At 60.3% G+C, this 21,971-nt stretch carries 17 protein-coding genes, 2 pseudogenes and 1 riboswitch; of the genes and pseudogenes, 10 read left to right on the top strand and 9 right to left on the bottom strand.

Annotation, left to right across the window (positions count from 1 at the left end):
- Positions 1 to 254: 254 nt before the first annotated feature.
- Both ACVJ19_RS10265 and ACVJ19_RS10260 read right to left on the bottom strand, forming a co-directional pair.
- Positions 255 to 1,364 carry an IS630-like element ISBj5 family transposase gene (locus ACVJ19_RS10265; protein ID WP_011082855.1) on the bottom strand — a complete coding sequence of 370 codons (1,110 nt, stop codon included), beginning with the start codon at positions 1,362 to 1,364 and terminating at the stop codon, positions 255 to 257.
- Positions 1,365 to 1,520: 156 nt separating this feature from the next.
- Positions 1,521 to 1,811, bottom strand: coding sequence for a hypothetical protein (locus ACVJ19_RS10260; RefSeq protein WP_011082854.1), 291 nt, complete (start codon positions 1,809 to 1,811; stop codon positions 1,521 to 1,523).
- 1,166 nt (positions 1,812 to 2,977) lie between these two features.
- Between ACVJ19_RS10260 and ACVJ19_RS10255 the strand changes: the two genes are divergently transcribed.
- On the top strand, positions 2,978 to 4,840 hold the full coding sequence (locus ACVJ19_RS10255) for a di-heme-cytochrome C peroxidase (protein WP_456739521.1): 1,863 nt from the start codon (positions 2,978 to 2,980) through the stop codon (positions 4,838 to 4,840).
- Positions 4,841 to 4,965: 125 nt separating this feature from the next.
- Positions 4,966 to 6,198 carry a cytochrome P450 gene (locus ACVJ19_RS10250; protein ID WP_011082852.1) on the top strand — a complete coding sequence of 411 codons (1,233 nt, stop codon included), beginning with the start codon at positions 4,966 to 4,968 and terminating at the stop codon, positions 6,196 to 6,198.
- A 1,270-nt stretch (positions 6,199 to 7,468) separates the two neighbouring features.
- On the opposite strand, the gene ACVJ19_RS10245 is transcribed toward ACVJ19_RS10250, so the two are convergent.
- Positions 7,469 to 8,598, bottom strand: a protein-coding gene (locus ACVJ19_RS10245; protein WP_109866565.1) for an IS3-like element ISRj2 family transposase whose coding sequence is annotated in 2 segments (ribosomal slippage) — positions 7,469 to 8,346 and positions 8,346 to 8,598 — 1,131 coding nt in all. Because the reading frame shifts where the segments join, the coding sequence is not laid out codon by codon here.
- A gap of 361 nt (positions 8,599 to 8,959) precedes the next feature.
- On the opposite strand from ACVJ19_RS10245, the gene ACVJ19_RS10240 reads away from it, so the two are divergent.
- On the top strand, positions 8,960 to 9,271 hold the full coding sequence (locus tag ACVJ19_RS10240) for a hypothetical protein (RefSeq protein ID WP_014490253.1): 312 nt from the start codon (positions 8,960 to 8,962) through the stop codon (positions 9,269 to 9,271).
- Positions 9,272 to 9,517: 246 nt separating this feature from the next.
- On the opposite strand, the gene ACVJ19_RS10235 is transcribed toward ACVJ19_RS10240, so the two are convergent.
- Positions 9,518 to 9,817 carry a hypothetical protein gene (locus tag ACVJ19_RS10235; protein WP_028144341.1) on the bottom strand — a complete coding sequence of 100 codons (300 nt, stop codon included), beginning with the start codon at positions 9,815 to 9,817 and terminating at the stop codon, positions 9,518 to 9,520.
- Positions 9,818 to 9,915: 98 nt separating this feature from the next.
- On the opposite strand from ACVJ19_RS10235, the gene ACVJ19_RS10230 reads away from it, so the two are divergent.
- Positions 9,916 to 10,239 carry a hypothetical protein gene (locus ACVJ19_RS10230; RefSeq protein WP_014490252.1) on the top strand — a complete coding sequence of 108 codons (324 nt, stop codon included), beginning with the start codon at positions 9,916 to 9,918 and terminating at the stop codon, positions 10,237 to 10,239.
- Between the two features lie 282 nt (positions 10,240 to 10,521).
- On the opposite strand, the gene ACVJ19_RS10225 is transcribed toward ACVJ19_RS10230, so the two are convergent.
- From ACVJ19_RS10225 to ACVJ19_RS10215, 3 genes and pseudogenes are all read right to left on the bottom strand, one after another.
- A complete protein-coding gene (locus tag ACVJ19_RS10225) occupies positions 10,522 to 11,055 on the bottom strand; it encodes a transposase (protein WP_011082845.1) in 534 nt (177 codons plus the stop codon).
- Between the two features lie 334 nt (positions 11,056 to 11,389).
- Positions 11,390 to 11,548, bottom strand: a pseudogene (locus ACVJ19_RS10220) (recombinase family protein); the annotation flags it as partial.
- A gap of 365 nt (positions 11,549 to 11,913) precedes the next feature.
- A complete protein-coding gene (locus ACVJ19_RS10215) occupies positions 11,914 to 12,093 on the bottom strand; it encodes a recombinase family protein (RefSeq protein ID WP_277996271.1) in 180 nt (59 codons plus the stop codon).
- On the opposite strand from ACVJ19_RS10215, the gene ACVJ19_RS10210 reads away from it, so the two are divergent.
- The 6 genes and pseudogenes from ACVJ19_RS10210 to ACVJ19_RS10185 all read left to right on the top strand — a co-directional run bounded on the left by ACVJ19_RS10210 (position 12,010) and on the right by ACVJ19_RS10185 (position 18,910).
- Positions 12,010 to 12,465 carry an ATP-binding protein gene (locus ACVJ19_RS10210; protein ID WP_018647508.1) on the top strand — a complete coding sequence of 152 codons (456 nt, stop codon included), beginning with the start codon at positions 12,010 to 12,012 and terminating at the stop codon, positions 12,463 to 12,465. The two genes, ACVJ19_RS10215 and ACVJ19_RS10210, sit on opposite strands and share 84 nt — an antisense overlap.
- A gap of 1,268 nt (positions 12,466 to 13,733) precedes the next feature.
- Positions 13,734 to 14,375, top strand: a complete 642-nt coding sequence (locus ACVJ19_RS10205) for a GNAT family N-acetyltransferase (RefSeq protein ID WP_043900134.1) — start codon at positions 13,734 to 13,736, stop codon at positions 14,373 to 14,375.
- Between the two features lie 435 nt (positions 14,376 to 14,810).
- Positions 14,811 to 14,957: pseudogene (locus ACVJ19_RS10200) on the top strand (transposase); the annotation flags it as partial.
- A 125-nt stretch (positions 14,958 to 15,082) separates the two neighbouring features.
- Positions 15,083 to 15,253: riboswitch (cobalamin riboswitch) on the top strand.
- 104 nt (positions 15,254 to 15,357) lie between these two features.
- The gene (locus ACVJ19_RS10195; RefSeq protein WP_014490246.1) at positions 15,358 to 17,301 is read left to right on the top strand and encodes a ribonucleoside-diphosphate reductase subunit alpha; all 1,944 of its coding nucleotides are present in this window, start codon (positions 15,358 to 15,360) and stop codon (positions 17,299 to 17,301) included.
- Positions 17,292 to 18,365 carry a ribonucleotide-diphosphate reductase subunit beta gene (locus ACVJ19_RS10190; RefSeq protein WP_014490245.1) on the top strand — a complete coding sequence of 358 codons (1,074 nt, stop codon included), beginning with the start codon at positions 17,292 to 17,294 and terminating at the stop codon, positions 18,363 to 18,365. The genes ACVJ19_RS10195 and ACVJ19_RS10190 overlap by 10 nt, the downstream gene beginning before the upstream one ends.
- 287 nt (positions 18,366 to 18,652) lie before the next feature.
- Positions 18,653 to 18,910 (top strand): hypothetical protein, encoded by a 258-nt coding sequence (locus tag ACVJ19_RS10185; RefSeq protein ID WP_014490244.1) that lies wholly within the window; start codon positions 18,653 to 18,655, stop codon positions 18,908 to 18,910.
- A gap of 744 nt (positions 18,911 to 19,654) precedes the next feature.
- On the opposite strand, the gene ACVJ19_RS10180 is transcribed toward ACVJ19_RS10185, so the two are convergent.
- Entirely contained in the window at positions 19,655 to 20,248 is a 594-nt protein-coding gene (locus ACVJ19_RS10180) for an outer membrane protein (RefSeq protein ID WP_011082835.1), read from the bottom strand.
- 1,293 nt (positions 20,249 to 21,541) lie between these two features.
- Positions 21,542 to 21,793: a DUF7662 domain-containing protein gene (locus ACVJ19_RS10175; RefSeq protein ID WP_014490241.1), complete on the bottom strand. Its 252-nt coding sequence runs from the start codon at positions 21,791 to 21,793 to the stop codon at positions 21,542 to 21,544.
- Positions 21,794 to 21,971: the final 178 nt, after the last annotated feature.

Raw genomic sequence — 21,971 nt, 5'->3', positions numbered from 1 at the left:
AAAAGCAGTGCGTGTCGATGTTTACGCTTGTTCGCCGCTATTCGATGTTCGGAAAGGTTTTTGGCTGCGACGATCGGCCTGCCTTATAAAATAGGCAGACGAACGTGTATTTATGCCTGCGGTTGCATCGTGTCCGGAAAGTTGATCCGCTTACGTTAACGGCTGTTGACAACATGCGTTAACGGCGTTGCAATCACCAGCACGACAAACGGCGGTGAGTTTACCAACTAACAACAGCAGCTAGTCACATGAATCTAAAGTTCGCCACATAGAGTCTGCTGGGCTTTGTGGCAAAAGCGTTTGACGGAAGCCAAGATCTGGTCTGCGGACTTGGTCCATTTGAAGGGCTTCGGGTTGTTGTTGTGCAATTCGATGAAGGTACGGATGTCGGCTTCGAGCTGCCTGACGGAGGTGTGAACACCTCGCCGGATCTGCTTTCTGGTGAGTTCAGCGAACCAGCGCTCGATCTGATTGATCCACGACGCGGAAGTCGGCGTGAAGTGGACATGATAGTGCGGCCGGCGAGCGAGCCACGCTTTAATCTTGGGGGTCTTGTGGGTAGCGTAGTTGTCCATGACGATATGGACAGCGAGCCCCTCAGGGATTTGAGCGTCGATCTCTTTGAGAAACTTCAAGAACTCGAGCGCCCGATGGCGCTTGTAGCATTTGCCAATGACGAAGCCGGAAGCGACATCGAGCGCGGCAAACAGCGTGGTCGTACCATGCCGCACATAGCTATGCGTGCGACGTTCCGGCACCCCAGGCATCATCGGCAAGACCGGCTGCTCGCGATCGAGTGCCTGGATCTGGCTTTTCTCATCGACACTGAGGACAACGGCTCGGTTAGGCGGCGACAGATAAAGCCCGACAATATCGCGCACCTTATCGACGAATAGCGGATCGCTCGATAGTTTAAATGTCTGGCTGCGGTGCGGCTGCAAGCCGAACGCCGTCCACATTCGGCGGATCGTGGTGTGAGAAAAGCCAGTATCCGCAGCCATCGAGCGGATCGACCAGTGCGTTGCGTCGGGCGGCGTCGTACGCAATGTCCGCTCGATTACCTCGGCAACCTGATCATCGTCGATGGTTCGAGGGCGGCCCGGGCGGGCTTCGTCAAGCAGGCCATCACAACGATCCTTCAAGAATCGGCGGCGCCACTTGCCGACGGTGTGTTCATGGATGCCAAGTTCGGCAGCCACAGACTTGCTTGGCAGACCAACTGCACACCGCAGGATCGCGCGGCATCGCTCAGATAGCGATCGGGCTACACGATGACGACGAACTTGCCTCTCCAAGTACGCCCGCTCCTGCGAACTCAGCACCAACGGCGCGATCGGCCGGCCTTTCACACCTGCATTCGCCACGAGCGCTCTCCTCTCTAGAGATCCGAGCGATCAACTAATGTCACGAACTTCCGTTCCAGATGACTAGACCACGACGGCGTTACTGCTCGCACACGGCTACTAGCGTGGGTACCCGAGCGTTTGCGCGGAAGGATGGGCCATGCAGTCGATCCCTTGCTAGGTGTCGTCGGTGCCGGGGATCGTGCCGTTCTCGGAATACTGCCAGAGCTTCCGGTGCCGCGACGCCGACGTCTCCGGAGGTGACGATGCTGACGTCGACTCGACTTCAACCATTTCAACAGCGACGATGCAAACTTGGTCGCTTGGATCAGCCCTGCGGGCAGCAGGCCGCCGGAGCCGCCGCCGCCGCCGCCGCGGATGGTCGAGCAGCGCCTGGACGGCCTCGTGCAGATCGTCGAGCGGCTCAAACCCACCTTCGAGAAGGTCGTTCAATTCGAGCCGCAGCATCTCGTCATCCCAATCGGTGCGTCGAAGGCCTCGAAGAGACGCGACCAAGCGCGAAGCTCGAGACAATACCCGAGAGTGTACCAACAGCAACGGGACAGCTCGCAGAGATGGAAGCAAAAGTAAAAAGATCAAACAGCGTCATAGCAAGTCCGCCGATCTGGAAGCTAAGCGCGCGCTGAACCGCCTGAAGGAGGTTGACCCGGAGGGATATGAGGCCTTCCTTCGTAAGCGCGAGAACCGCGGGGACACTGGCGGTTTCGGCCCGGCTGGACGGGCGAGGCCATAGTCACCACCACATTCCTCGCCGTCGCATTCGCACAACTCTGGCGCGTCGTCGCCATGCGCAGCAGCCGCTCCGGTACCGTTTTCAACGAGTTCACGCGCAATCCATGGGTCTGGCTGCGCTCGGCCTGTACGGCCCTCTGCTCGCAGTCCCTCTCTACTGGCCGCCGATGACAGAGGTCTTCCACGTCTGCCACCGACGCTCACGATGTGGAGCATTGTCGCGGGCTACAGCCTGACGCCGATGCTGCTAATTCAGGTCAGCCGCGCCGTCATCGTGCTTGCCAAACGAAGCCGTTAAATGGTAGCCGCGTTGCTTGGCTCGAATTCGCCGTCTGCATCATCGTGATCGGCGTGGCCGGATGTATGCTCATGGTCATTGCGCCCTACGGAGTCCTGATCTCCGAGTGCGAGCCTATTGCCCTCAGGCGCCCGGCCAATTCCGTTCGCTCGCGTTCCCGCGGATTACAGCCCCCCGATCTCCCACAGCGGACCCAACGTCACTGCAAATTCGATCGCGAGGATGGGATGGCGGCTCGAACAAGAGCTCGTCCGAACGCTCTAGATGTTCTTGTTATGCGGTCAAGTTCGCCCATTCCACAGACCACCGATTGTGACGTCAGAAAGAATAGTGATCGCGTCTCAAGGACGTCAACAGCAGGGGTAAGCCTACAAGATCATGTAGTTGTAGTATTACTGTTTGCACGGCTCTCTGCTGGAGGCCGTTCGCTGACACGGGGGAGCCATGTCGACAGTTACCAGCGCAATTCGGCGCCTTTGGTGGCGACGCTTTCTTGTTCTTCTGGCGATCATCGTGGTCATTGCTTTGATCGCAGTCATGACCAGCTCCCAGCTTGGCGCGACAATCGAAGCTCTGACGCCGCCTGGTCTCTCCTGAACCGGTTTCCGCGAGCGAGCAGGTTTCGCTCGATCAGGGCTGGAACGCCGAAGACGCCGATCGATTCCATCATAAAGCCCAGGGCACGCAGACCTTACCGATCCCGCTGTCATGGTTTCTCGCCCTGGAAGCGCCGCTGAACTCGCCTTTCGCTATCCCCTTTTTCAAACGAGAACGGTTTTCTGACAACCGCTATTTACTGCGGTTTGGATTCATAGAGTCTGCCGAAAGCGAGAACAATGAGTACGGTTTGCCGATCGGCTTTGCATATTCGCCGTTTCAGTCGATCCGCGGACTTTCGCGTAAGGAGACTGCCGTTGGATTGACCTGTGCCGCGTGCCATACCGGCCAACTGATCTTCAAAGAGAAGCGCTATGTCATTGAAGGCGGCCCCGCCGTGACCGATCTCGGTCAATTGACAAATGCGCTCCGCGCTGCGCTCGCACAGACCGCTTTGTCGGCAAAGCTACCCTTCTTCGACGGTCGCTTCGGGCGGTTCGCGAAGCGCGTTTTAGGAACCGAGTACAGCGATCTTACACGCGTCCAACTGTCCAAGGAGCTCGATGGAATACTTGGTGCTCTGATCGATCAGCCCGCTGGGATCGACGTCACGGAAGGGTTTACCCGCCTCGATGCGCTCAATCGCATCGGCAACCAGGTGTTCGCACTCGACCCCAAGCGCTACGGCAACTACGTCAACCTCAACGCCCCTGTCAGCTACCCGCACATCTGGACATCGTCATGGTTCGATTGGGTGCAGTACGACGGCTCGATTATGCAGCCATTGGTGCGCAATGCCGGCGAGGCGATGGGGGTTTCGGCGGAGCTCAACCTCACCGCCCCGCCCAAGGGGGGACGTTTTGCCAGCAGCATCCCCTTCGATAATCTGCACTGGATCGAACAACAGCTCGCTGGAAAGGACCTGCCGCTGGTGGCGAAAGCCTTCACCGGACTGAATGCGCCAGCCTGGCCCGACAGCTTTCCTGCGATCGACAAAGCCAAGGCCGCCGTGGGAGCCCAACTCTACGACAAACATTGCAGCGGCTGCCATCTTCCAGCGCTGACGCCGGACATCGTGCACGGCAAGGCCCCGGACGCGGAGTTCTGGAAGAACTTCGGCCCTATCCGCTGGCGCGGTCGCGATGGGCAGGAGAAGCAGACGAGGGAATCCGTACTCAACGTCAAGATCATCAAGCAAAGCCATATCGGCACCGATCCGGCCCAGGGCGACGTGCTGCGCAATCGCACCGTGGACACCGCCGGCAGCGAACTGGCCAGGGCGGGCCAGAGCAGCCCAGGGCTCGGCCTCGACATCGATGTCTGCCAACGGAAGGCTGACAACACGCTGGATACGATCCACCTCTCGGACCATGCGATGCAACTCTACGCGCTTGCGCTCGGCGCCGTGGTCCAATCCGGCATCGACGAATGGCTTCGGTCGACCGGGACGGTCCAAGCGGAGATCGAAGGCGATCGGCCGAACTGTCTAGCGGCAGGTTTCGGCTATAAGGCGCGTCCGCTGAACGGCGTATGGGCGACTGCGCCGTTCCTGCACAACGGCTCGGTGCCGACGATCTACGATCTGCTCAGCCCGGTTGCGGAGCGCCCACAAGTCTTCCTGCTCGGTGAGCCCAGCTTCGATCCTGTCCGCGTCGGTATCGTGACACGGACGGTCGCTCCTGAAGGCAGGACCTACGACAGCAAGGGCTACTTCATCATCGATACGTCGAGGCCCGCCAATCGCAATACCGGCCACGAATTCTCGAACGAGAAGCATGAGGGCGTCATTGGCCCTGCGCTGTCTCCGGAGGAGCGCAACGCAATCATCGAGTTCCTCAAGTCGATCTGAAATTGATTGGGTCAGCTCCAACTGGAGCAATAGCGAAGACCATCTCGCTCCCGCAGGGGGAAAGGTGGACGGAAGCCCGGATCGACCGACCAGGCGAAGCTTTTCGGAGTTAGGGTGCGGCAGCAATGGCGGAACAGAAACAGGGGCCGGCGGCGAAGTTCCTGAAATGGATGATCGCCAAACATCCGGATGCATTGTTCGCATTCATCCGGCGCGTCAGGCCCAACCTGGCGTTGGGCGCCGCGGGGCCGGTGTTCATCACCCGCTTCCCCGACGTGCAGGAAGCGCTGAGCCGCCCCGACATCTTCAACGTCACCTATGCGCCAATGATGGACCCTTCGGTCGGCCCCTTCATGCTCGGCCGCGACTGCACCGAAATAAACCAGCGCGACAAGGGTATCATGCGCGCCTTCATGCGCATGGAGGATCTGCCGGCAATTCGCCAGAAGGTGCGCAGCCTCGCCAATGCGTCTGTCGAAAAGCAGATCTATACCCAGAACCAGATCGAGGTGGTCAGCACGTTGTCGCGCCTGGTGCCCATTCAGCTGACCCGAGAATATTTCGGCTTTCCCGGCCCCGATCTGGCCTCGATGTTCCGCTGGTCGCGCGCGACGCAATATGACATGTTTCACAACCTGGACAAAGATCCGAAGGTGCACCAGGACAACATTGACGCTGGGCAGGAGATGCGCGCCTATCTGACACAACTGCTCCCGCAGCGGCGCGAGCAGCTGAAAAATGGGGCGCCGCTCGAGGACGTGTTCAGCCGCCTGCTGAATAGCCATTTTGACGATTCGATCGGCTTCGCCGACGAACGCATTATTACCAATATGATGGGCACACTGGTCGGCGGGATTGAGACCACATCGGCGGCCATCGTGCAGCTGCTCGACGAGTTGTTCAAGCGCCCGAGGATCCTGAAGGAGGCCATCGACGTCGCCAGCAGCAACAACGACCATCTGATGTATCGCTATTGCTGGGAAGCGCTGCGCTTCAACCCGATCAATCCGTTCGTGGTGCGCCACTGCCGGACCGATTACCGGATAGCCAAGGGCTCGCTGCGCGCGACGACAATCAAGGCCGGCAGCACGGTGCTGATCTCGACCCGGTCGGCGATGCGCGATGGCTTGCAACTGCCGGCGCCGTCCAGCTTCGCGATCGACCGGCCGGAGTCGGTCTACATGCATCTGGGCTACGGGATGCACACCTGCCTCGGCGACCAGATCAGCCGCATCCAAGTTCCGGAAATCGTTCGCCGCATCCTGCAAATCCGGGGCGTCCGTCCCGCCGCGGAGATTGACTACGCAGGAGGGCCGTTTCCAGAGCGTTATCCCATCACCTACGACACGCCGGTCTGAAGGCCGGACTTCCCAGCAACGAGCCGCGAGTACCGATCCGGCCGCTGGCGTGGCGGCCTCTGGCGTCAGCACTAGGTCGGTCGTCGCGAAGTCTCCGTCACGCGATGCGCGTGAGATGCGTGAGGCAATAATCAATCGTGTCGGTGGTGTGTTCCGCTTGCGAAACACATCAATAGATGAGAGGCAGAGCTTCGCATGCGCGGCTACTACATTGGCTTACCGAGGAAATGGTTTAAGCGAACGGAAGCCGTACGCTGAAGCGGGCCTCGGCAACCGGCAGTTATGCACGAACATCGCGCAATCAGCGCAACAGCAATGATACGCTCAAACGGCACCTGCAGGATCACCATTACGCACGACGCCGACGACTACAAACAGCGCATAGCATCGAGCGCTGCTTCTGCTCGCTGATACACTCTTTCGACGCTTGGCACCCGTTATGACAGGCGAATAGGACAGGCGAACCGTAATTTTACCGGCTTCTTCATCGATCTCGCGGCCGCATTGGTCTGCGGTTGCACGCGTTTCCCCGTAGCTGTCCGGATTGGCAAGTGTTGGAACACGGTGTTCTACTTGAAAGAACACCGGCTGAGGGATTTTATACTTAAACTGTCTTTTCACTAAATTCCGGTGGCGAGGCCGCGGGACTGCATCGTCTCGCGGCCCCATTGATTTTTCGTCGTTGAGGTCCGGGCGAGCTCCTCCACCGAATTCCGACTCTTTACTCCCAGAAGGGGTAATCGCTTCGATCGCCCGTTGGCATTCAGACGCGTCAAATTCGGGCCGTCGGCAAGTCCTCGCTGGACAGCATTCCGGAGTATGTTGTCGTGGAGTGCACATGGCTGCTGCCAACCTGATCGACAGTAGCGACAGCGATCGTACGAAAACGCGCTCCGCATCGAACATGGCGCGTGCTGTTTGACGTCCCAAGATGGCTGGAGTTCTCCCATCGAGACAGCTTCGGCCGAGCTTGTTTGGCTTTCTGGCTCTGCCAAAGGGCAGAGCCAGACTGATACAACAAAGTCGGCTCGCTGTCGCGCGCGCCATCGAAAACTGCCCCCTCGACGTCACGAGGAATTGCCCCCTCCTTGGATAGCCGAGGAGAGAGCGAATGAACGAGGAACAGAGCTGGCCCCGGTTGTTTGGACAGCGCCCCGCTGGATTTAAGTGGATTCCTGCCGGGTTATGCTGAACGCGGGGCTTTACGATTTTGTCGTTGCGTCGGGAGGGCGTAGCCCGACCAGAGCGACGACAAAATCGTCGGCGACGGTCATGCGGCCATCACCATAGCTTGCGTGCCGAAGTAAGCCTCGTCGGGCGTGCGCCCGTCAAGGCTCGAGTGAGGGCGTCCCTGATTGTAGAAGGCCAGATACTTGGCAATTGACGCTCGCGCCTCGGACACGCTGTCGTAGGCGCGGAGATAAACTTCTTCGTATTTGACCGTGCGCCAGAGCCGCTCGACAAACACGTTGTCGCGCCAGGCGCCCTTGCCATCCATGCTGATGGCGATCTTCGCGTCCAGCAGCACATCGGTGAACTCGAGGCTGGTGAACTGGCTGCCCTGGTCCGTGTTGAAAATCGCGGGCCTGCCGTGCTTCGCCAACGCCTCCTGGACCGCTTCGACGCAGAAGGCCGCCTCCATTGTGATCGAGACGCGATGGGCCAGGACCCGTCGGCTGAACACATCGACGACCGCCGCGAGATAGACGAAGCCACGCCGCATCGGAATGTAGGTGATGTCCATTGCCCACGCATGGTCGGGCCGCTCGATCTTCAATCCGCGCAACAGGTACGGGTAGATCTTGTGACCCGGAGCCGGCTTGCTCGTGTTCGGGCGACGATAGACCGCCTCGATCCCCATGCGCTTCATCAGCGTCGCGATGTGGCGGCGACCGGCGTATACCCCCTCCCGCCGCAGCAACGATCGCAGCATACGCGCTCCCGCGAAGGGATAATCGAGATGCAGCTCATCGAGCCGACGCATCAAGGCAAGGTCCTCGGCCGAAACTGGCCGAGGTTCATAGTAGACCGTGCTGCGAGCCAGCTTCAGGACCTTCGCCTGGCGCACGATAGAAAGATCATGACCGCGGTCGATCATCGCTTTGCGCTCAGCAGGCCCGCCTTGGTGAGCGCGCCGGACAAAAAATCGTTTTCCAACGCCAGCTCGCCGATCTTGGCATGCAACGCCTTCAAATCGACCGGCGTCTCGGCCGATGTCTTGTCATGCCCAAACACGCCGGCGGCGCCTTCCAGGAGCTGGTTTTTCCAGATCGTGATCTGGTTCGGATGAACATCAAACAGTTGCGCCAGCTCCGCCAGTGTCTTGTCTCCTTTGACCGCAGCCAAAGCAACCTTCGCCTTGAATGCCGGAGAATGCGTCCGGCGGCTCTTCTTCGTCATCTTCGCTCCTGATTCGCAGCAAGAATCCTCGCCGCTGTCAGGCAGAAAATCCACTCAAGCTACTGTCCGAATTTGCGGGGCCAGCTCTAACGAATCAAAGGCTTGTCGTGGAGTAATTCACAGGGGCAGGTGATGAATACGCCGGATGACGTGACGGAGATGTTGCACCTGAGGGTGTGTGGGTGAGGTCTGAAGCGGATTGCGCGCCAGCTGGGCTGCAGACGGTGAAGGACTACGTGGCGCGGGTGGGTGAAGCCTTCAAGTCGCCTGAGCGGGCGAAGCGGGTCATGGCCTTGAAGGCTGGCTGCGCGAGAGGTTCATTCGACATCGCGGCAATGCGGATGCGGTCCGTCACGACCTGTTGGCCGAAAACGGCTTGGCGGTCAGCCGGCGAACGCTGCGACGCGCCGTGCAGCCCTACCGCCAGGCACTGAAGGCCGAAGCTCTGGCGACGACCCGGTTCGAGACGCCCCCGGGGCGGCAGCTACAGATCGACTTCGGCGAGCGTCTGGTCGATATCGGCGGGGCGAAGGTCAAAGCATTTGTGTTCGTGGCGACCCGCGCCGAAAAGCAAGAGCACTGGTTCGCTGGGCTCGAGAGCGCATTCACGACCTTGCCGGAGGAAGTGCTGAAGGACAATCCACGCGCGCTCGTGGTGCGCCACGACAGGTGAGCCGGTCGGTTCAGTTTGACGACAAGCTCATCACGTTCGCGAAGCATTGGGGCTTCCGTCCTCGCGCCTGCGCACCGTATCGGGCGCGCACAAAGGGCAAGACGGAGAATGGCGTCCGCTACGTGAAGAAGAGCGTGATCGCGGGGCATTCCTTCGCGAGCTGGGAGGCATTCGAGACGCATCTCGCCGAGTGGGAGGGCGGGGTGGCGAACGTACGTATCCACGGCACGACGGGCGTGGCGCCGATCACTCGCTTTGCGTGTGACGAGGTACACCGGTCGAAGCCGCTCGGCGTCGCTCGGATCGCCGCGCGAACTGGCCCGCGTCGTCGGCAACGATTGTGCTGTCGAGATCGATACGAACAACTACGGTACCCTGGCGGCTGATCAGCGAGCGCGTGGCGGTGACGGTCGCGGCTGGCGAGGTGCGCATCCACCATGGCATGCGCGAGGTTGCGGTCACAGGCAATCGGAGGATCGCCGGCTGCGGATCGTCGAGTTCGCCCACCTCGACGGGGTTGCCTGTCGCGATGGCGCGGTCTGCCAACCAGCAACCGCGACACCGACAGTGCCGGCGCCTTCACCACTGCCCTCGTTGTTACGTCCTCTTGCCGAATACGAAGCTACGATCGGAGGGAGCTTCTGATGGTGCGTACAAAGAAGGTCACCGAAGCACCAATCGATTGGCTGGGGGCCATGCTGGCGCGCTCGCAGCTCTCCGGCATCCGCGACCAGCTCGACAACCTGCCCGACGAGACGGCGCGCGTGAACCTGTCGGCGCGTGAGACGCTGATCCTACTGTGCGAGCGCGAGGTCGTGCGCAAGGATCATAGACGCAGCCGTCGATCGACCGAAGCAGATCCGCGACCTGGCCGCCGTCACGTTGGATCGCCAACGGCGAGAACGTGCTGCTGCTCGCGCGCTCGAGTCAGGTTCATGCTGCCCACCTCGCTACCCCCTTGGAGTTGAGTTTCTTTTTGACCCGGATCGCCAGACGATGGCCGCCGGAACCGCCGCGCCCTTGACTTGGGGATGTTCCAGATCAACCGCTTTGACCATCCACGGTGCGCCTTTGCACAGCTGCTGCGCAGGCAAGCTCTGTTCTTCGATCAGACGGCGAGCCGTCGAAGGACTGACTTTCAACGCAGCTGGGCGCGCTCGTCCTCTCGGTAGGCCGCGATGGCGTGTTGGTTGCGCAGACTGCGAACGCGGACGCGGACGCGGGCCCAACTGTTGCCACGCCCTGTCGACCTACTGGCGCGGTTGAGAACCGCGGCGATGATGCTGTCGGGCATCTGACGCGCGAGGACACGAACGAGATCGACCACATCCGCCGCGGTGCTCGCCGGTGCGGTTCCTCCTCACCTGCAATGCCGTGTGATCGCCGCCATGCCAGTGGACAATCAAGTCCAGCACCTCGTCGCGCATGCGCACAACGATCTCATTGATGAAGCTTCGGATGATCCTGTTGCGCGTCGCAGCTGTTGCACCCGGACTTTCCCAAGCTCTCTTGAGTTCGGAATCAAGCGCAAGTAACCGATCGCGATCGATGTCGCTCAACGTCATCTCCGGCGTAGCCAACAACGTGTCGCGCTTGCCCTCAAGCTCGCGGACAGCGACCAGGCGTTCGTTCCAGCGCCGCTCCAGCTCGCCGGCAACAAGGCGATTGTCCGAATCGACAGCCTCGTATCGCCGAGGAGCGCGAGTTGCCTCGTAGCGTGCCTGCTCCAGAGTCAACTCGAGCTGACGCAGCTTGTCGGCGTGTTCACAGCCGCGCGCTTCCATGGCCGCCAGCGCTGCCTGTATACCCAGCGGCTGCAGCCGCGCGATGACCTCCGCGCTGATCGCGCGATCCGCGCGCAGACCGCCTAATGAGATGCACGGGTCTCCACCATGGTTGATCTGGCTACCGCGGCAATGATACCGCCCGACAGTACTGTGCGTACCGCTGTAGGTAACGTGAAGTTTGCGGCCGCAGTGGCCGCAACGAAGAACCCGCGAGCCGGCCTTCGCCGCTGCGAACCGAGCCTCGACTCATGAAGCGTTTTCCGTTGGCGTTGTCGGTGATCAGGCCCTGATTCTTCTCGAACTCCGCCCACGTAATGTAGCCCTCATGGTGGTCCTTGATCAAAACCTCCCAGTCGTTGCGCTCGCGCCGGAAGCCCCGCACGATCCTCTTGCGGCCGGCCTCGATCGTCACCCGACTGCCCGAGCGCCCGAAGACATAGGCGCCAGCATAGGCGGGATTGGTCAGGATGTGGTAGATCGTATTGTACACTGGTAACTTCCATTCGACGTGGCGGCCCTCGGGGCCATGGCCGCCCCCCGGGCAAAGTGATTCGCTCCTGCCGTAAGCAGAGGTGGACCTGGCGCGGTGTCTGCATCTCGGCAAACTTGGTGAACACGAGTGCGAGCGCCTCCTGAATGCGCCGATCAGGGTCCTTGTCGATCCGATCGTTGGAGACCTTGAGATAGCCGATGGCGACGTTGAGGAAGAGCTCACCCCTGCGTGCCTTCTGCTCCAAGGCTTCAAGCGAGCGTTGCCGAACGATAGACAGCTCCATCTCGCTCATCGTGCCTTTCATGCCAGCAGAAGGCGATCGTTGGGATGGCGAGGATCGTCGACGCCATCCTCATCGACGATCAGTGTTCCAACGAGCCCGTAGAACTCCAGGAGCGTATGCCAATCCTGCCGTTGCGCGCCAGCCGAGAGGCCTCACTCGAGACCACAGCGCCAACTTGCCCTTCGCAAATGGCGGCGAGCAGCTTCTCGAAACCGGGACGCGCGGTGCCGCCACCAGAGCGACCGAGTTCGTCGTCGATTGCGGCCACCTCGCTCCAGCCCAGCTGCCGGGCAAGGTCGGCCAAGCCGTACTAGCGGCGCTCGCTCTCGCGGTTGTTGATGACCTGGTCTGCCGTCGACTGGCGAACGTAGACGACGGCCTCAAAGCAGATCCGCCGCTTCCGGTGGATCGTCTACTGGAGGCGCGTCTTCTTGCCGCGATCCTCGACCGGCTCCTGCACCACCGCCACGTGCTGACGATCCGCGGCGACAGCTACCGACTCCGCGCCAAGAGTGGCTTCATCAAACCGCCGACCGCCGGTGACGGCCGTCCGGTCGGCTCCGCCTCCCTCCGTCCCGTCACCGGCGGAAGCGACCATCAAACGTCCGATGGTGGGGGCAGTTCTTCATGACGAAAAGGGGGCAGTTCCGGATGGCGTTTGACAGACTATGCTCAAGGTTGAACCCGGGCCAACTCAGCATCAAGGGCGGATAGATCCCTACCTATTCTGGGGAGGTCTTCGCTACATTGCCTTCTGATATGCTGCCCCGACGACTACAGTTTTCCAAGACAGAACGAAACAACATGACTCACCACGTGGATCTCGGACCTGGTGTGGCAAGCATACCAGCGCCAAGAAATCTTCCAAACCGTTCCGATCAGGGAGTGAGTTGGAACAAGTCCTACGAAGCCATCAACGCTTGTGGCCAAAAACCTCTTTTACGAGAGTTACTCACGCAACTACGTCAGCCTGCTGTCTTTCCCACTATGGCAAGGATCGCGGCGGATACAACTGACCTGGGCGTCAAGTACGACGAGGGCACGACAGCAACGTTTTCGCTCGATAGAGCTAACGCCGTTGTGCGAGCGATCGACACGCCTGACGATCAATCAATGCACGAAAGCTCTCGCGCGATCCCAAGTTGCGTTGTTCAGTAGGTCGACGGCGGCAGCGTCGTGGTATCCAGTCCCGTTGCCTTGATCCGACAATCGCGAATCGCGGCGATGATGCGCCGAGACAAGAACATCAAGGAGCGCGGACAACATGCGATAATTGGAAAGCCGCTGTACTACGCATATGAGTCTCGCAGACGAAAGCTCTCTCTGCCGGTGACCGCGGACACGACGTTGGCAATGGAGGTTTCGCACTTAGCATGTGTTTTGACCAAGAAACTTACGAGAACCGCTCAATACGAGACGAGGTGATGATTCCTTGCCTAGTCTGGACCTCGACGCGCGACACTTGGCTGGCTGTTTGCTCGTGCCGGAGCCCGGTTCAGGCAGCCATCGCCCGATGTTCGCCATGCCCTGACTTCTTCGCACTTGCAATATCAAAGGCGTCCTCATGTCATTCCCTTCGCGGACGGTTGCAGGCTGCCGAACCGTGTCGACCTTGAGAACGTCGGAGCTTCCTTGGGAAGGGCGGGGCGGGTTCCAGATAGGGCGTGGAAGCGCAGAAGCCCGCCAGGAATATGTAGATCCAAGCATTGCCTACCAAGGAGCCTTCGTCCGAAGTGGCCGTCAAAGTCAGCCGTCTGAGACAGGCGGAGATCTCGGAAGGGAAACCAAATGCACCCGGCGAGTCCCCGTCGGTGCATCCATTCCGCTCACCGTCAGATGTGTCGATGCCATGCTCCTCCTTGGAAGGCCAATGCCAAAACAGAGCCCCGAAACGACTTCATGACAGAAGAATCAGATATCAGATCTGCGAACGCAAACATTCGTGCAAGCACTGTCTGGACAATTGTGCTCGGCTTTGCCGCGGATCCGTTGATGCGTTGGAGCTGGCCTGACCCAAGGCAATACCTTAGAAGCATGCCTCAGTTCATTGACGCCTGTGGGGGCCGAGCATTTGCACATGGCACAGCCTACGTCGCGGGAGAGATTCGTGGCGCGGCCCTGTGGCTGCCTCCCAACGTGCAGCAAGATGAGGAGGCATTGGATGCAATCATGGCGCTATCCCTGCGCCCGGAGATTACCGAGGATATGGCACACTTGCGGCGGAGAATGGCCGAACATCGTCCCCACGAGCCACATTGGTATCTGCCACTCATTGCCGTCGATCCGAACTGGGTCGGAAAAGGGCTTGGCACGTTGCTGATGAACTACGCCCTTCAACGATGCGATGAGGACGGCATTGTTGCCTACCTCGAAAGTTCGAACCCTGAAAACATTCCCTTTTACCAACGTCACGGCTTCAAGGTCGTTGGTGAGATACAACACGGTTCTTCGCCGCCGCTCACGCCAATGTTGCGAACGGCTTCATTCCGACCCAGCAAGGCCGCGCCGCCGGATCGGCTCGTCACCCAGACTCAAGCATAGCTCCGCCTCATCCCGTTAGGATTGATTGCCAATAACCTGACATGACCGCGTTCGGTCAGGACGGCTTATGTTCGCGGCCAGACAACTGAGCACGTGAGGCGGCTCGCCGGGCCTGCGAAAAGCATACCAATCGTCTCTTCGGCAAAGTTGGCACGTCTGATGTGAGAGCTGGCGGGGTCAAATCCACTAAGCTGGGATATTGCCACGGGCGGCTGCATCGATTTGCGGTCGGGCTCCAGACAATTTTTGATCTAAGGCCACAGAAAGCGATGAATGGCGAGACGCGTATGGCTACCGAAACCCGATCCGGCCCAACTCAATTCGCGGACCGCGAACCGATCGATGCCAACATTCAGGATGTCCAGGGTTGCTGTTCCCCTGTTGGAGAATTTGCGACGCCACTTCCAAAGGTTTGAGCACATCTTGGCCGATCGCAGGCGCTGGGTCGTCGAGCGCACCTTTGCGTGGCTCGGCAGATGTGGGCATCTCTGCAAAGACTTCGAAGGTTCCGCCGCTACCGAGCTCGCCTGGCCGCTCGTCGCCCATCTGAGGCTCCTAACTCGCCGATTGGCCAGGCCTTGAGACATCTATGTTTTTTGAGTGAGGCTCTCAGGACAGGCGCTCGGCGAATTTCGAACCTCGACCTCGGGGCTGCTCCAACTGGTTAACTTGACTGTGCCGTCTTGACGAGTCTGGGCAAAGGCTTCTATATGTGGTGTCGTAGTGGTTTTAAATTCGCATATATGGTGGCACGGTGTTAGGGGGGAACCCATTGTGTCGGCAGCGGCTATTCCGAGGCATTAGCGCGACAGCGCTGGGAAGGCCGACAGCCGCAGCGACCCGCGAGCCAGGAAACCTACCGCGACAGAACCCATGTCCTCGGGCGGGGTGCCCGGTGGGTCGCTTGCAGCCGGGGACATTTGCCCGGTCCCCTCGCAAGTCGTCCGCACGGTCCCAGCCCCCAAATATCACGGGGTTGCCGATGTCGGCGTCTTACGATTTCGATCAGTATGGTCATCTCATTGAGCTGCCGAGTGTGCGGCAGCCCTCAGCGCAGGCAAAGCCTACCACACCTGAACTGTGTCTTGTGCAGCCCCCAGCATTGCCGGCTCCCCTGCCGAGGCCCCCCGCGCGATCGCCAACTCCGTCTGACCTTTCGCTCGATCGGTCGCGCGACGACCTGCTGACCTCGTTTGGTAGGCTGACGCTGACCGACCGCTATCTGCTCGCCGGCGAAGGCCTCCAGGACATGTTCGCCCGAGTGTCTTGCGCCTTCGCGGACAATGTTGCGCATGCCCAACGTCTATATGATGCGATGTCTCGGCTGTGGTTCATGCCGGCCACACCGGTGCTCTCCAACGGCGGCACGACGCGCGGCCTTCCGATCTCGTGCTTCCTTAACTCAGTGTCGGACTCGCTCGAAGGCATCGTCGGCACCTGGAACGAGAACGTCTGGCTTGCTTCCAATGGCGGCGGCATCGGCACCTACTGGGGTAATGTTCGCTCAATCGGCGAGAAGGCGAGGGGCGGCGTCACCTCGGGCATCATCCCGTTCATCCACGTCACGGACGGCCTCACGCTGGCGATCAGCCAGGGCTCGTTGCGGCGCGGCTCGGCGGCGGTCTATCTCGATATCCACCATCCCGAGATCGAGGAGTTCCTCGAGATCCGCAAGGCGTCTGGTGACTTCAACCGCAAGAGCCTCAACCTACATCACGGCATCAACGTCACCGACGAGTTCATGTGTGCCGTGGGCGCCGGCACCGCATTCGCTCTGCGCAGCCCGAAGACTAACGAGGTCGTCCGCGAGATCGACGCCCGCCAGCTGTGGCAACGCATCCTTGAGAACCGGCTGCAGACCGGCGAGCCTTATCTCTTGTTCATCGACACCGTGAACCGTGCGCTCCCCAAGCACCAGCGCGAGCTCGGCCTCGAGGTCTCGACCTCCAACCTGTGCAGCGAGATTACCCTGTCGACCGGCATCGATCATCGCGGCGAGGAGCGCACCGCGGTTTGCTGCCTGTCGTCGCTCAACCTCGAGACCTGGGACCAGTGGAATGAGGAGCCCGGCTTCATAGAGGACGTCATGCGCTTCCTAGACAACGTGCTCACGCACTTCATCACGGTGGCGCCGGACGGAATGAAGCGTGCCCGCTACGCCGCCCTGCGCGAGCGCTCCGTTGGCCTCGGCGTCATGGGCTTCCACTCGTTTCTCCAGGCCAAGGGCATTCCAATGGAGGGTACCTTGGCCAAGTCATTCAATCTGAACATGTTCCGAAAACTCCGTCGCGAAGCCGACGCCGCATCCGTGGCGCTCGCTCGCGAGCGTGGCCCGTGCCCGGATGCCCTGGAACGCGGCGTGATGGCGCGCTTCAGCCACAAGATCGCAATCGCGCCGACCGCCTCGATCAGCATCATCTGCGGGGGCACCAGCGCCTGCACTGAGCCGATCCCGGCCAACATCTACACCCACAAGACGCTATCCGGCGCCATCTCGGTGCGCAATCCGCACCTCGCTAAGGTGCTGGCCGCGAAAGGCGCCGACACCTCGGCGACCTGGGAGTCGATCATCGCGCACGACGGATCGGTCGCCCATCTCGACGTCCTGTCGGAGCACGAGAAAGCGATCTTTCGCACCGCCTTCGAGATCGACCAGCGCTGGATCGTCGAGCTTGCCGCCGACCGCGCCGCGTTGATTTGCCAGAGCCAGTCGATCAACCTCTATCTGCCGGCCGACGTCGATAAGTGGGACCTCCACATGCTGCACTGGACGGCGTGGAAGCGTGGGGTGAAGAGCCTCTACTACTGTCGATCAAAGTCGATCTCGCGCGCGGCGTTCGCCGGCAAGATTGCCGGGGATGCAACGCCGACGCAGCAGCCGGCGCGGCAGCGCACCGACTATGAGGAGTGCCTCGCATGTCAGTGATCGATCTATCGCGCGCCGATCCGCGCACGTTGATCGGCAAGGGACGCGTCGGCCTCCTTGACTCGACCGGCAGCTACGACGTCGATCGCTATGCCTGGGCTTACGAGTTCTGGAAGCGCCAGCAGCAGACCCACTGGATGGGCGAGGAGGTGCCGCTCGGCGCCGACCTCAACGACTGGGCTTCGGGCCGCGTCACCGACAGCGAGCGCGCGCTGCTCACCCAGATCTTCCGTTTCTTCACTCAGTCGGACATCGAGGTCGGCGACAACTATTTCAAGCGGTACATTCCGATCTTCCAGCCACTCACCGTCCAGATGATGATGGCCGCTTTCACTAACATGGAGACGGTTCATATCGACGCCTATGCCCTGCTACTCAAGACGCTCGGTATGCCTAAGACCGAGTTCGAGGCATTCCGCGGCTATGCGCAGATGCGCGCCAAGGCGGACTACATGCACGAGTTCGGCGTCGACAGCGTGGCGGATGTCGCCCGTACCCTGGCGATGTTCGGCGCCTTCACCGAAGGCATGGCCTTGTTCGCCAGCTTCGCCATGCTGCTCAACTTCCCACGCCACAACAAAATGAACGGCATGGGACAGATCGTAAGCTGGTCAGTGCGCGACGAGAGTCTCCACTGCGAGGGCATCATCAAGCTATTTCACGAATGGCACCGCGAAACCGGCGCGGTGACGCGCCCCGTCCGCGACGACATTGTCGACGTAGCCAAGACCATGGTGAAGCTGGAGGAGAACTTCGTCGAGCTCGCCTTCGGCCTTGGCAAGATCGAGGGGATGCTGCCTGAGCATATCCACGCCTACGTCCGCTACGTCGCCGACTGGCGACTGGCCCAACTCCGGATTGCCCCGGTCTTCGGCTTCTTCGAGGCGAAGGAGGGCGGGTTCACCCAGCTCAAGGCGCATCCGCTGCCGTGGCTCGTCGAGATTCTCAATGGCGTCGAGCACGCCAATTTCTTCGAGCAGCGCGCCACGGAGTACTCCAAGGCGGCGAGCCGCGGCAGCTGGGACGGCGAAGACGGGGTGTGGGCGACTTTCGGCCGTATCTAGCCCATTTTATTCATGCTAGCGGCATTGACAGCGGCAGGCGCCGATAGTCGTCGCCGTCACCCGCCAGCATGACAAAGGCATAGAACCGGACCTCCTCATCGTGGCGTCTTGATTGCAGCGCGACAAAGCCGGACACACAGATGGTTTGTTGGGTTAAGCCGGTACATGCGCTCCATTGCTGATGGCGGCTAGGGTTTACAGTATTTCCGCAGGTCGGTGAGGTGGGTCTCGTCAACCACCTTCATGAAGTCAATCAGCGCAACACGGCTACGCCCTTGAGCAGACGAATGTTCTCGATGATCGCCACGGCCGCCCCCCTCTTAGGGCTAGAGGGGATTACTATCACGCAATCGGAAGTTGTAAAGAGGGGCAACCCTGTCAAAGGGGGTCATCTTCATTGCAGCCCGGTCGGATCAGGCAAACCGATTTGTTCTTCATCCCCCTTCGCGTTTGATTTCGTCGCCGACCCACTGGCGGTCTTCCTCGGCCGTGGCTTCGCGGAGGTGATCTACTACGAGCAGACGCTGGCAATGCGGCTCGGATGACAGCCGCGTTTCTGTCCTAACACAAGAGTTCCGCTTCAGCGCTGCCGATCCACCTCTCGAGATTTTGCATCCGCTCTCCGAGGCGCTCCCAATTGATCCGCGCCAGCGGGGGTTCGGCAGGCTGATCGGGCGCAGAGATCGGCAGCGACGATGACGCAAGCCATCACGTCGTCGACGTTATGTCCCACCCTCGCACGAGCGCCGCTTCGACCGCTCGTCGGCCTTTCGTCCGAGGTGGCCAGTGCGGCCTCGACCTGGTCGACCAAGTCGTAGCACGAAGGTGCGCCCGGCTCGCACCTCGGCTCGCATTTCAGTGCGCTGCCTGTGCGATGAGCGTGCTGCGGCCGACCGGAACGATTGTAATCGATGACCTGTGTCTCCCTAAGCGAGGGCCGGGTTAACTACGACGGTCGACAAAACTATTTTTTGCCTCATCATTCTCCGACGGCCGGAAAGCCGACGGTGATGCAGGTGGAGGCACGGGGCCGGGAAATCGGCGCAGCCAGCCACTAAGCGGCTGGCGTTCGACCACGGCAGCACGCTTGAGTTCGCCGCGATCTCGCCGTGGCGCTGCGTCATAACCAGATCAGCCAGATTCCTTTGAACCACGCCTAACCAGCTCGAGCCGATGTACCGACAAGAAGCCGATAGCGCTATTGATGCGAGTCCCTGTTGCCAAGGTTTCTATGCCGCGATGCGGCTCAGGATATTGGTGCGAACCCGCGCCATTTTGGCGAAGATCGATCAATAGGTCGTGGCGATCACGCCACCCCACCGGTAGTTCACACGGACCAAGCCGATATCGACGTCCTGACCGATACGGGCAGTCCCTGCAAAAGTGCCCACCGGAACACCCACGAGTCCGGGTGAAAAAAAGAAATCCACATCCCGACGACCCATGAACAGGTGGTCGTATTCAACGCCGATGGACCAGTTCGGAGCAAAGCCAAATTCAAGGCCCGCCCCTACCGTGCCGCCCCAACGAGTTTCGCTGCCGTTGTCGATAGTGAGCCCGGTCGCAAAATCGGAGACCCGGTATTTGTCACGGACGACTGCAGCCCCACCTCTTACATAGAGCAGCACGTTATTCCAAGCATAGCCGACTTGGCCCGTGAACAGGCCGAATGCATCAAGCGTGGAGTCATCCCGGACGCCTGCGAAAGCAAGGTTCGCGTTGGAGCCCTTGAAATCGGCCCAATTGCCCTGCGTCTCCAGACCGAACACCGAGTTCGCTATTTGCCAGCGGTAGCCGATGTGACCGCCCACCGTGCCTCCCGTCGCATGATGGCGCCCCATGCCAACGGGCGGAGCGACGACCACGCCGCCGGCGTTGACCACGTCCCAGCACTGCCGACGTAGAAGCCGCTCCAATCATAGATCGGAATGACCGCCGGAGGCGCTTTGAAGTAAGGCCGCGCGGCCGGATCAACGGCAGAGGCAGGAGCAGCCAGCGTGTTGAGGGCTACCGTGCCCGCTAGCAATTTTTTTATTCTTCTGAATCCCAGTTTCGAATTCGACGCCCCCGACGGGATATTGACGACGATTGCCACGTTTCCGCCACCTCCATCAACTGCAAGGGTTGGTAGTTGACGGGGTCGCAAGCGCCGCCTGAGCGGCCGGTCGATGGGCAAAGTGCATGTCGGGTCGGTCGCGGATGCTGTCCGCCGACTGTTGATTAAGTGGCTTGACCCGAAAATGTCTAATCGCGGTTACCCGTCCTGCGCGGCTTCGAGCACATCAGCATGACAAGAGTCAGCGCATCGACAGCGAGTCAGTTTCCTGATTGCAGCTGCTCCGCGTGTCCTCGTTCCGCCCGTATCGACCGTTCGTCGGCCATTGGATGCAAGTGTTCCCGCTTACGGCGAAGCTTCGACGGACGAGCCGCATTCAATCCATTTCGTTCCGGGCGGACGATGCATCCGCAGTAAGACGGAGGCGTGTGTAGGGGCCGGCGATAAGGCTCGGCGCCGCATCGAGTTAAGAGTCCAGAATTTCTTGCTGCGGCTGGCCTTCTCGATCACGGCCAGTACCCTCTTCGATACATGAAATTTGAGCCGCGAAACAGGCCGAGCGACATCCCGAGAACTGGCTATTCCAGGAGCTCTCACAGAACTCCCAGCCGAGTTCGGTATTGAACGACTGCGCTCGGAGCGGCCGACTACGGCACCCATCTCCAACAGCCACGTGAGCCGGTTGCTGGAAGACCGGGCGCCGTGTCGTCTTCGCCTTCATCGTCACCGAGTTCGATGCAGAAGCTGCAACGGCGCAGTTCGGCAAGGTCGCCGATCCGCTCCGTCCCAAACTCGAAGCGGCGATGATCCCTGAGTGCGCTCTCGCGCATCCGAAGCTGAGCAAAGGCGTCAAACGAACGGCGCCTTCGAGAGCTATCGCACGCTCGATCCCGTGGCTCTGCTGGCGGAGATGAGGGACGCCAAGATCGAGCTCGGCACGCGTATCGGCGCCCGGCCGCCCCTTGCTTGCTGCCAACGGAGGGAGAGGCTACTGCGATAAGAAATATCATGTCTTGTCGATACGGGCTTAGTCGTGTCGCGTGATCATTTTCATTCACGACGCATCCTCGATTGTCGAATTAGCGAACCAGGTTCAAGGCATTCGCTTTTGCGGAAAATGCTACCCCCTGCGCCGAAATGTTACTGTCCGCTGCAATCGATTTGGTTCGGCTTGATACCCCGGAACTGTCCACGCAAGGCTGTGACTGTGATTTGTTTTGACGGGGTCTTCGTTGGCCCACCACGCATCATATTCATACGCTGATTTCGGGAGGGAGCGACCGATAAGCATCTCGATGTCGGCAAAGGTCATCTTGAGCGAGGCAGAGCTGTTTGCGACCAGCTTGTCTCTCAAAGGGTTATAGATCGACATCGGGCTCCCCCATCCAACGATCTCATATTATATAGCCAATCCGGACTTTTCGTCACCAATTGCGGATTTTGTCCGATATTTGTCGGTTTTCGTTCGCAGCGGCACTGACGCCGCCGCGACATCATGTCGAGCAGCAGCCACGTCTGCGCCGAAGGCAGGCGGACGTACCACCTTTTAC

The sequence above is a fragment of the Bradyrhizobium sp. USDA 376 genome (assembly GCF_054063675.1).
The sequence above is the reverse complement of the archived record's forward strand: the minus strand, read 5'-3'. Positions and strand labels throughout refer to the sequence as shown.

Bases quoted from the DNA above. Each gene is read 5' to 3' on its own strand.
- ACVJ19_RS10260 (WP_011082854.1), bottom strand. From the start codon at position 1,811: ATGCTGCGGCTCGAATTGAACGACCTTCTCGAAGGTGGGTTTGAGCCG.
- ACVJ19_RS10250 (WP_011082852.1), top strand. From the start codon at position 4,966: ATGGCGGAACAGAAACAGGGGCCGGCGGCGAAGTTCCTGAAATGGATG.
- ACVJ19_RS10230 (WP_014490252.1), top strand. From the start codon at position 9,916: ATGGTGCGTACAAAGAAGGTCACCGAAGCACCAATCGATTGGCTGGGG.
- ACVJ19_RS10225 (WP_011082845.1), bottom strand. From the start codon at position 11,055: ATGGAAGCGCGCGGCTGTGAACACGCCGACAAGCTGCGTCAGCTCGAG.
- ACVJ19_RS10205 (WP_043900134.1), top strand. From the start codon at position 13,734: ATGACAGAAGAATCAGATATCAGATCTGCGAACGCAAACATTCGTGCA.
- ACVJ19_RS10195 (WP_014490246.1), top strand. From the start codon at position 15,358: ATGTCGGCGTCTTACGATTTCGATCAGTATGGTCATCTCATTGAGCTG.
- ACVJ19_RS10190 (WP_014490245.1), top strand. From the start codon at position 17,292: ATGTCAGTGATCGATCTATCGCGCGCCGATCCGCGCACGTTGATCGGC.
- ACVJ19_RS10185 (WP_014490244.1), top strand. From the start codon at position 18,653: ATGTTCTCGATGATCGCCACGGCCGCCCCCCTCTTAGGGCTAGAGGGG.
- ACVJ19_RS10175 (WP_014490241.1), bottom strand. From the start codon at position 21,793: ATGTCGATCTATAACCCTTTGAGAGACAAGCTGGTCGCAAACAGCTCT.